The following is a 9,248-nucleotide window of genomic DNA, read 5'->3' on the forward strand; positions in this document are numbered from 1 at the left end:
TCAGCCGACGGGAACGGTCCATTCGAGCCGGGTCCCCGATTGAGGCGTGCTGCTGATGGAGAAAGTCCCGTTGAGTTCGCCTGCCCGCCGTTCCATGTTGGCCAGACCGTTTCCCGGGGCGGGCTCCATGAAGCCGCAGCCGTCGTCTTCGACGGCCAGAAGCAGCCTGCCATCTTCGGCGGAGACGGAAACGCTGATCGACTCTGCCCCGGAATGCCGTACGGCGTTGCTGAGGGCCTCGGAAATGACAGCCAACAGGTTCACGACCGTGTCGTCGTCGAGCACGGAATCCACGGGGCCGTTCAGGCTCAGGTGCGGTGCGAAGGACAGGGATCTGGTTGCGCTTCGGACCACTTGAAGGATCCGGCTGCTCAGGAGCTCCCGCTCCCCTGACCCGGTCCGCAGGGAGTAGATGGTGTCACGGAGGTCGCGAATGGTTTCATCGAGCTCCCCGGTTACCGAATCGATCCGGGCCAACGCAGCCTCGTTATTGGTGAAGCGCCGCAGGCTCTGAATGCTCAGGCCCGCGGCAAACAAACGCTGAATGACCACGTCATGCAAGTCCTTCGCGATCCGGTCCCGGTCTGTGAAAAGGACCAGCTGCTCCCGCAGTCGGTGCACCCGGTCAAGCTCGAGGGCAAGCACGACGTGCGAACCGAAGACAGCCCCCATCTCGATGTCCGTGACCGGGAAGCCACCGGCACCCGCTGCCCGCACCAGAATGAGGAGACCGTGGTGGGCGCCGTGCGCGCCGAGGTCGATCGCCAGGAGTTCCCCGAGGTTCAAGCCCTCGGTGGGGCCCAGGACGGTCCGTGCTTCGTCGATCCGGGCCGGGGGGCCGCCGGCGGCGACGCTCCGGACGGCTTCGGAGTCCAGAGCCAGCAGGTCGCCGGCGAAATGTCCGGCGTGTTCCCCTGATGCCCCCAGGACCCGGTAGGAGCTGTCGTTCTCCGCCGGGATCAGGATCAAGGAGAGGCAGGCGCCCGATTCACGCAGGGCCCGGTCAGCGATCAGGTTCAGCCCCCAGTTGCTCTCTTCCAGGGGTTTGTCCGGCTCCAGTGCCCGCTCCCCGCCGAGCATCCTGCCCGTGACGTCCATGCAGGCCTCCAGCCAGGAGGCCCGGCGCCTCGCATCCTCATAGAGCCGGGCATTTTCGATGGCGACCCCCGCGGCGGCAGCGAGGGCAACAGCGAGGTCCTCGTCTTCCGGGCTGAAGTCCTCCCCGCCTTCCTTTTCGGTGAGATAAAGGTTTCCGAAGACCACGTCGCGGACACGGATCGGAACCCCGAGAAATGACTTCATGGGCGGATGATGTGCCGGAAAACCGTAGGCCTTCGGATGCTCGCGCAGGTCATGGAGCCGCAGTGGCAAAGGGTCCGAAATCAAGAGGCCCAGCACGCCGTGGCCGGTGGGACGCGGCCCAATCCTGCGCGCAAGGTCATCATCGATGCCAACGGTGATGAAATGGCTCAAAGACCTGTCCTCACCGATGACCCCGAGGGCACCGTAACGGGCCTTCAGCAACCGGCAAGCCGACGTGACCACGCGGTCCAGGACCGCCTCAAGGCTAAGGTCTTCGGCGACCGACACCACCGCTTCCAGCAGGCCGCGCATGTCCTGCTGGGCGTGGAGGAGATCGCCTGCCTGGGCCAGGAAGTCCGTGAGCAATGCTTCCATCCGAATCCCCGCAACCGGAGAGTGTTCGCCCCGTTCCGGGCTGGACATATCCATCGGCCCCTTCCATGCGCCCCCATGCCAGCCTACTCGGCGGTACAACGCGGTTCCAGCTTCGGCACGGGGCTTTGTACCCTGTTTCGGTCCGCCACTCCGGCGTACCGTCAGGGCCATGACGAGCAAACCACCACCCGTTTCGGAGGTCGAAGTCCTGTCCCCCGAGCAATGCTGGGGCCTCCTGCGGGGCGTGTCCGTGGGACGGCTGGCGGTCTGGGTCACCGACCATCCCGACATCTTCCCGGTCAACTACAAGGTTGATCATGGAACGCTGGTCTTCCGCACCGGGGAGGGCACCAAACTTCACGCAGCCCTGGGAGAGACGCCCGTGGCGCTGGAAGCCGACGGGGTAGACCAGGATTCGGGCATCGCTTGGAGCGTGGTGGTGAAAGGCGAAGCCGCCGGCTTAAAGCTGACCCAGGAACTCCTGGACACCGTGGGGCTCCTGCTGTTTCCGTGGCGGGCTGGCCGGAAGGACGTTTTCGTGCGGATAGTCCCCGCCTCGATCACGGGCCGCCGGTTTACCGTGACGACACCGCTCACATGGTGGAGCCCTTTGGATGATGCACCACGGGCAGGCTTGGAGTGACCCCGAGTCCGCCCTTGCCGCGGCAGCCAAGGACCAGCAACCTGACACCGGCGGCGCTTTCCGGAGCGCATCCGCCGGGCCGTGGTCAAGGTCCAGCAGTTCATGAACCGTCAGTCCCGGGTTGATGGATGTCTGGAAGCTTGCCGAGCCGAATCCCTTGCCGTGGGAATCGGGTCCGCGGTCTGTTCCCACAACCACGAGGTCTGCTTCAGCGGAAAGTCCGCGCATGACCTGTGCAACTTCGCCGTCGGCGACGACGTTTGCGCGCCGCAGCTGCGGGTGCCGCGCGGACAGCCGCGCAGCTTCACCGGCTCCCAGAAGAATCCCGCCTTTCATCGTCGCCCTGCCCGTCCTGCCATCGCCGGCCCGTCCGGTTGCTCAATAATTCCCGGGTGCTCAGTACCTCTCGGGCTCGTCACCGAACTCAAAATACCGGCCATGGATACGCTCCGGGGTGATCTCCACATATGTGTACTTCCGCGTAGGAATCCACGGTTTGAGCGGAAGCTTGTCCAAGCTGTCCGCCTCCGCCTGCGACTCGACTACTCTCGCCTTCCCCGTCACCACCACGCTCCAGGCTTCGCCGTCCGCCACCTCGTCAACCTCGAACGCAACATTCGCGTTGACCGTGAGCTCGGCCAGCTTTGTTCCCGGATTCGTCCGCATCAGCAGAACGCCATGGTCCGCGATGTAGTTGATGGGATAGATGTCGGGGTTGCCCAGGACCGAGACGGCAAGCCGGCCGTGGCCGCAGCGGCGCAGCACATCCCACGACTGTTCCTCGTCCAGGACCGTTCCGGGCCGTTCATCGTTTTCCACTACGTTCCTCCTGGCTGGTCGGCCGCCCGGTATCGGAAGCACACCGGATCGTGGCCTTAGTCTCCGCCGGCAGGCGCAGCGGAAACAGGGCCGAAGGTCACGGCATCAATGTCCGCGGGGCTTCACAAAACGCAGTTCCCCCGCAGGACTTTCTGCCCTACCGGCGGCCGGGACCTGGAACCTATGCTCGCCCCATGGATACCCCAGCACCCGGTTCTGAAACCGTGTCCCTAACCGTGCACGACTGCTGGAAGCATCTCGAGACTTCCTCTGTCGGCAGGGTGGCGTTGGTGATCGGCGGTGACCCTGAAATCTTCCCTGTCAACTACGCCCCCGACTTCGGCACGGTGATCTTCCGGACCGGACCCGGCACCAAACTCAGTGCCTTGAAGGGCGGAAAATCAGTTGCCTTCGAAGCGGACGGCTTCAACACCTACGGCACCATCGCGTGGAGCGTGGTGGTCAAGGGCACGGCCGAACTCGTCGAAAACACCGCCGAACTTCAGGAAGCCGCCGCCACTTCCCCCTCGCCATGGCAGGCCGGCGTCAAGGACCAACTCATCCGCATAGTCCCGCGGGAAGTGAGCGGGCGGCGTTTCGTCATCAGCGCACCCGCGCAGTGGTGGCCGCCATTGGAGCCTGGCGTGGCGCCACGTGATCCCGGAAACGGCACCTGAACCGCAGGGACTCGTCGATGAAGAGCCGGGCCCTGCAGATTCTCGATGAACGCTTCGCGAGGGGAGAACTAACCACGGAGGCATACCGGGAGCAGCTCAACGTATTCGGCGAGGGGCTGTAGTGCCGCGGGTCAGCCGCCGCACGGCCCTCTTGTTGGGTGGGCTGGGACTGGCCGGTACGGCAGCCGGCGCAACCGGGCTCTTCCTGTCGCGGGGATCAGCGCCGGGAACCGTTGCCGGGACGGGACTGACGCAGCCGCCCACTGTCCATAGCTCATCAGGCCGCCTGGAAATCCGCCTTGAGGCAGCACCCGGAACCGTACAGCTCGCGGGCCGGCCGGCGTCGTGCCTTGCATACAACGGCGCGGTCCCCGGCCCGACGCTTCGGGTCCGGGCGGGCGACGTCCTGGCGGTCCACCTGCTCAACAACCTCGGGGAACAAACGAACCTGCACGTCCACGGGCTGCACGTATCGCCCCGGGACAATGGCGACAACGCCTTCATTTCGGTGGCACCGGGCAGCAGTTTCGACTACGAATACCGCGTTCCGGAAGGCCACCCTCCCGGCGTGTACTGGTACCACCCGCACCACCACGGCCGCGCGGCGAGCCAGGTCTTTGGGGGCCTGTACGGCGCGATCGTCGTCGAAGATGCTGCGCCAGCCGAGGTTACGCGGGAACGGGTCCTCGTTGTCTCCGACATCACCTTGGACACGGCAGGGAGCGTCAGCCCGCCGTCGATGATGGACCGGATGGCCGGCCGCACCGGAACGCTCCTGCTGGTCAATGGCCATTTAGTGCCTACGATCGAAGCACGCCCGGGAGAACGCGAGCTGTGGCGGGTCATCAACGCCTGCGTTACCCGCTACCTCCGGCTCGGCTTTGAGGGACAGTCCCTGCAGTTGCTCGGCGTCGACTCGGGTCCGCTGCGGGAAGGGAAGGAGGTCCCGGAGGTCCTGCTGGCACCAGGCAACCGGGCGGACTTGCTGGTCACCGCGGTTTCCGGCGAGTCCATGGTGCTTGCGAAGCCGTATGACCGGGGTTTCAGAGGTGGGGCAATGGGGCCCGTGGGTCCCGGCGTGCGGAGGCCGGATGGCGGCACGGTCCTGGCGACCGTGAGGGTGGCAGGCGACCCCGGACCGGCATTGAAGCCGCTGACCACGCGCTCCGGCCCGGAGGACCTGAGATTGCTGCCCCTGGCGGCCCGGCGCCACCTGGTGTTCGGGGCCGGAGCGATGGGAATGCAGGGCTTCACCATCGACGGCAAACGGTTCAACCCGGCACGAACGGACATCACGGCCGCCAAGGGCAGCCTCGAAGAATGGACCCTGTTCAACAACACGCCCATGGATCATCCCTTCCACCTGCATGTCTGGCCCATGCAGATCGTCGAAGAAGACGGCACGGGCACGGATTCGGTCCGTGTGCAGGACGTCGTGAACGTGCCTGCGGGTGGCAGCGTCAAGGTCCGGGTGGCCTTCACGGACTTCACCGGCAGGTCCGTCTATCACTGCCATATCCTCGACCATGAAGACCTGGGCATGATGGGCGTTCTCGAGGTTCGGTGACAGTCCGGAAGCTCAGCCGGGCCCGGGCCGGCCCTCCCGCTGCGCCAGCATGGCGCGGAGCTCCTCCAGCAGTTGGAGCTGCTGATTGTTCACGGCCATGAGCCGGTCAATCTCGGACTTTGCCTGGACATCCGTCTCGTAATCGTGCTGGGCCATGGCCGCCGCGATGGCGTCCTGGCGCTTGGCGGCGATGAGCAGGATCGCGCCTTGAAGGCCCGCCAGCATGGAGAGGAAGAGATTCAGGAGGATGAACGGATAGGGATCCCACGCCTGGGGAGGACGCAGGGACGTATTGACGGCCGCCCAGACTGCCATGAATGCGACAAACAGGCCGACGAACGTCCAACTGCCCATTCCGTTGCGGAGAAAGTCCGCGGCGCGCTCGCCCCGGCTCAGTCCAGCTTTGTGTTGTCCGTGCCAGTTCTTTTCACGCTGATTCATAACCACAGGCTAAGGGCGGTTGAGTCCGATGGCTCCCCACGGTCTGGGCCAGGGAACAGCCATGCGGCCCGGTGCCAACGCGGGATGTTTCGTGCACACTGGTGGCGTGAGCGGAATCCGGTGGGTGCTGCACGTTGATCTCGACCAGTTCATCGCGGCCGTCGAGGTGCTCCGGCGGCCGGAGCTGGCGGGCAAACCGATCATTGTCGGCGGCAGGGGCGACCCCACCGAACGGGCCGTGGTGTCCACCGCGTCCTACGAAGCCCGGGCCTTCGGTGTGGGGTCCGGCATGCCGCTGCGGATTGCGGCCCGGAAAGTGCCCGACGCCGTGATCCTGCCGGTCGACCACGAGGCGTACCTGGAGGCGTCCGAAACGGTGATGGCCACCCTGCGCGCGCAGCCCGGCGCCACCGTGCAGGTACTGGGCTGGGATGAGGCCTTTGTCGGCGTGGAAACAGCCGATCCGGAAGCCTACGCCAGGCGGTTGCAGGCCGCCGTGCTGGAACGCACGCAACTCTACTGCAGCGTGGGCATCGGCGACACCCTGGTCCGGGCCAAGGTCGCCACGGGTTTCGGCAAGCCCGCCGGGGTCTTCCGCCTCACGGCCGGGAACTGGCTGGACGTCATGGGCAGCAAGCCCACCAAAGAACTATGGGGCGTTGGAGCCAGGGTGTCGGCGCGGCTGGCCAAACTTGGTATCCTCACGGTCGCCGACCTTGCAGCGATTGATCCCCAGGAACTGGCCTCGGAGTTCGGCCCCCGGATGGGTCCCTGGTACGCGCAGCTCGGACGCGGGGACGGAGCCAGCGTTGTGGACGACACCCCCTGGGTTGCCCGTGGGCACAGCCGCGAAATCACCTTCCAACGCGACCTTACCGAGCCTGCCCAAGTGGACGACGCCGTCAGGGAACTGGCATCGCGTGTCCTGGAAGACGTGGCGGCCGAGGGTCGGCCCGTGGTCGGGTTGACCTTGAAAGTGCGGTACGCGCCGTTCCTCACCACGACCCACGGGAAGAAGATCCCCGAGACCTTCGACCGTAATGAAGTCATCTCCCGGGCCGTGGAACTCGCCTCCGCGATCGAAGCGGGCCGACCGATCCGGCTCCTCGGCCTGCGCGCCGAAATGACGATGCCCGACGACGCCCGGCAGGGACACACGCCGACGCGCGGCGGCTGGTGAGACTCTCAGGCCTCGTCAGCTACGCAACTTGACGGTCTTCCAGACCTCCGCCACCGAGCAGGCCGCCGGGTCTCCCCCTTCACAGATGTTCAGGAGCGCGTGCAGCTGGGCTTTCCCTGGCAGAAACAAGCCGGTCAGGCCGGACGCAGGCAGAATTTCCCGTGTGCCGCAAGGAGTGGGCAGGAACGTGGGGTCATCGTTCCAACCGGCCGTCTCGCCTTGCAGGACATGGAAAATCTGGAACTGGTAGGTATCCGACGGGTCGCACTTCACTGTCAGGTCGACCCGCACCTGGTTGCCGGGCAGCAGCGTTGCGCTCACCTGAGCAAAGGACACCGGTCTGGGTGCGGCTCCCGCGGGAGCGGCCGTGAGGCCGAAAATCACGGTGAGCACCGTGGCAATCGTGAGCAAATGCCGGGGGACCTTCATGTTGTGCTCCTGGGTCTATCGTGGGGGTCGGAGCCGACTGGCATGTACTTAAAAGGCTACTGCTTCCGCAACGCACGGCCCAGGCGAACGGCGGCACCCGGACCGCCCGCCATAGGACTAGCCTGACTGCATGGGCCGGAAAACCTCGCCCACCGGCGCGTGGATCGGCACCGTCGGCTTCCTCTTCCTTGCCCCCGGCACGGTTGCCGGCCTCCTCCCGTGGCTCATCTCGGGCTGGCGGTGGTTCGACTGGGGCGGTGCGGGCTGGGTCCTCGTGCCAGCGGCCTGGATCGCGATCTCCCTCGGGATTGCTTTCCTGCTCCACTCCTTCGCATTGTTCGCGATGCACCGCGGCACACCCGCTCCTCCCCTTCCAACCGGGACTCTCGTCGTGACAGGCGCCTACCGGTTCGTGCGCAACCCGATGTACCTCTCGCTACTCGCGATCATCCTCGGCCAGGCTCTGCTGTTCGGCAGTTGGCCGCTCCTGCTCTACGCGGGGATCGTCCTCGCGGCGGTGATGGGGTTCGTCAAGGTCTACGAGGAACCGACTCTCACCGGCACCTATGGCCGGCAGTACCTCGAGTACCGGCGCAACGTCCCCGGCTGGTGGCCACGGCGCACGCCATGGCGGCAAGGACGTGCGAACGGTTTGTGACAGGAATGGCCCTCGCCAGCACGGAGGACGTTCGGGTATGTTTGGGCCCTGACGTAATGTGGCACGCCTCACATTCACGGCCATGTATCCATTTCCACGATTCGCCATCACCGGGACGCAACGACGCATCCCGGCCCATGAGTAACGTCGAATTTCCGGCTGATCGCCGGACTTAGGAGGACAGTCATGACCGGTTCGTTCGAACTCTTCGAAGATGAGTACGGCTACTTCAGGTTCAGGGTCACGGCCCCCAACGGGAGCGTGGTAGCCCTCTCCACGGATTTTCCGGACAAGCGGGCAGCGGTGGCAGGCATCGAAGCCATGCGCGAGTACGCCGGAATGGGCCTGATCACCGACCTGTGCCCCGGTGTCCCCCTGGATGGACGGGGCGCCGACAGGTTCATGAACACCAGGGCGATTGAGGCCGGCTCCCCCGCGTGCCCCGAACCCGCAGCACAGAGCAGTGTCCACCTGCCCCGCACACACCATGCCCCGCATGTTCCGGTTCTGCCGCAGCTCGCCAGCGCATCAAGGCGCATGACTGGCAGCCATTCCGTCCGCTAGGCACCGGACTACCGCTGCGCCGGCGACGGCGTCCTGCCGCGCCGGCGCATTCCGGGTTAAAGAGAGGCGCCGCCGCAGATGCCTTGGACCCTGATAACCGACGACGGCGCCGACCCGGCCCAGGTCCGGAAGTTCCGGGACGCGGGCGTCCACGTTGAGGAGGCAGAGATCGGCGGCTGAGGCCGCCTTCTTTCATGACGGATTTGGTCGTTGCGTGACGCGGGGCGTCCGGCCATTACCGCCGGCGTCGCCCAATGACCGCAGGTGTCAGATCCCGTTGTCGCCGTGACGGAGCGACCGTAATCTCTATCGAGCCAAGGCACACAGCCTCGGCATCAGACCACCACGCACACCCCAGGACCAGGCGCCCATGCCCCAACCGCCGGGTGCTGCGGGTCACCCCATCATCTCCGTTCTTGGGCCTGGAGCGTTATGCAGGCCTGTCCTCCCGCAAAGGAATACGTCAGTGTCATCACCCCAGGACAACAACACGACCACCCGCATCGTTGCCGGTGAGAGCAGCAAGCCCAAGGCCGGCCGTGGCCTGAAGGTGGGCATCGCGGTCGGCCTGGCCCTGCTGATCGGCGGCGGCG

Annotated in this window: 11 protein-coding genes; 7 read left to right on the forward strand and 4 right to left on the reverse strand. The window is 65.8% G+C overall.

All coding sequences use genetic code 11. From position 1 onward, the window contains the following. On the reverse strand, positions 1 to 1,677 hold the full coding sequence (locus BLP88_RS12930) for a GAF domain-containing sensor histidine kinase (protein ID WP_245679860.1): 1,677 nt from the start codon (positions 1,675 to 1,677) through the stop codon (positions 1 to 3). Between the two features lie 169 nt (positions 1,678 to 1,846). Between BLP88_RS12930 and BLP88_RS12935 the strand changes: the two genes are divergently transcribed. Then, complete coding sequence (locus BLP88_RS12935; RefSeq protein ID WP_074589759.1) at positions 1,847 to 2,320, forward strand: pyridoxamine 5'-phosphate oxidase family protein; 474 nt, start codon at positions 1,847 to 1,849, stop codon at positions 2,318 to 2,320. A 396-nt stretch (positions 2,321 to 2,716) separates the two neighbouring features. Here the strand turns inward: BLP88_RS12935 and BLP88_RS12940 are convergent, their stop codons facing one another. After that, positions 2,717 to 3,139 (reverse strand): pyridoxamine 5'-phosphate oxidase family protein, encoded by a 423-nt coding sequence (locus BLP88_RS12940; protein WP_084111172.1) that lies wholly within the window; start codon positions 3,137 to 3,139, stop codon positions 2,717 to 2,719. 194 nt (positions 3,140 to 3,333) lie between these two features. Between BLP88_RS12940 and BLP88_RS12945 the strand changes: the two genes are divergently transcribed. From BLP88_RS12945 to BLP88_RS12950, 3 genes are read left to right on the forward strand one after another with little or no spacing between them, the layout of a single operon-like run. Then, on the forward strand, positions 3,334 to 3,816 hold the full coding sequence (locus BLP88_RS12945; protein ID WP_074589761.1) for a pyridoxamine 5'-phosphate oxidase family protein: 483 nt from the start codon (positions 3,334 to 3,336) through the stop codon (positions 3,814 to 3,816). A 17-nt stretch (positions 3,817 to 3,833) separates the two neighbouring features. Then, positions 3,834 to 3,938 (forward strand): SHOCT domain-containing protein, encoded by a 105-nt coding sequence (locus BLP88_RS19335; protein ID WP_483771149.1) that lies wholly within the window; start codon positions 3,834 to 3,836, stop codon positions 3,936 to 3,938. Further along, positions 3,938 to 5,383, forward strand: a complete 1,446-nt coding sequence (locus BLP88_RS12950; protein ID WP_074589762.1) for a multicopper oxidase family protein — start codon at positions 3,938 to 3,940, stop codon at positions 5,381 to 5,383. Before BLP88_RS19335 ends, BLP88_RS12950 begins: the two co-directional genes overlap by 1 nt. 12 nt (positions 5,384 to 5,395) lie before the next feature. Here the strand turns inward: BLP88_RS12950 and BLP88_RS12955 are convergent, their stop codons facing one another. Further along, positions 5,396 to 5,824 (reverse strand): DUF1003 domain-containing protein, encoded by a 429-nt coding sequence (locus BLP88_RS12955; protein ID WP_074589764.1) that lies wholly within the window; start codon positions 5,822 to 5,824, stop codon positions 5,396 to 5,398. Positions 5,825 to 5,930: 106 nt separating this feature from the next. Between BLP88_RS12955 and BLP88_RS12960 the strand changes: the two genes are divergently transcribed. Further along, the gene (locus BLP88_RS12960) at positions 5,931 to 7,004 is read left to right on the forward strand and encodes a DNA polymerase IV (protein ID WP_444546274.1); all 1,074 of its coding nucleotides are present in this window, start codon (positions 5,931 to 5,933) and stop codon (positions 7,002 to 7,004) included. Positions 7,005 to 7,019: 15 nt separating this feature from the next. Here BLP88_RS12960 and BLP88_RS12965 read toward each other — a convergent pair whose 3' ends face one another. After that, a complete protein-coding gene (locus BLP88_RS12965; protein ID WP_074589766.1) occupies positions 7,020 to 7,433 on the reverse strand; it encodes a hypothetical protein in 414 nt (137 codons plus the stop codon). 130 nt (positions 7,434 to 7,563) lie between these two features. Between BLP88_RS12965 and BLP88_RS12970 the strand changes: the two genes are divergently transcribed. Together BLP88_RS12970 and BLP88_RS12975 are read left to right on the forward strand one after the other, a co-directional pair. After that, positions 7,564 to 8,091 (forward strand): methyltransferase family protein, encoded by a 528-nt coding sequence (locus tag BLP88_RS12970; RefSeq protein WP_074589767.1) that lies wholly within the window; start codon positions 7,564 to 7,566, stop codon positions 8,089 to 8,091. 186 nt (positions 8,092 to 8,277) lie between these two features. Beyond that, on the forward strand, positions 8,278 to 8,655 hold the full coding sequence (locus BLP88_RS12975) for a YegP family protein (RefSeq protein WP_074589769.1): 378 nt from the start codon (positions 8,278 to 8,280) through the stop codon (positions 8,653 to 8,655). Positions 8,656 to 9,248: the final 593 nt, after the last annotated feature.

The organism is Arthrobacter cupressi, assembly GCF_900099975.1.
In the GTDB taxonomy this organism is placed as follows: domain Bacteria; phylum Actinomycetota; class Actinomycetes; order Actinomycetales; family Micrococcaceae; genus Arthrobacter; species Arthrobacter cupressi.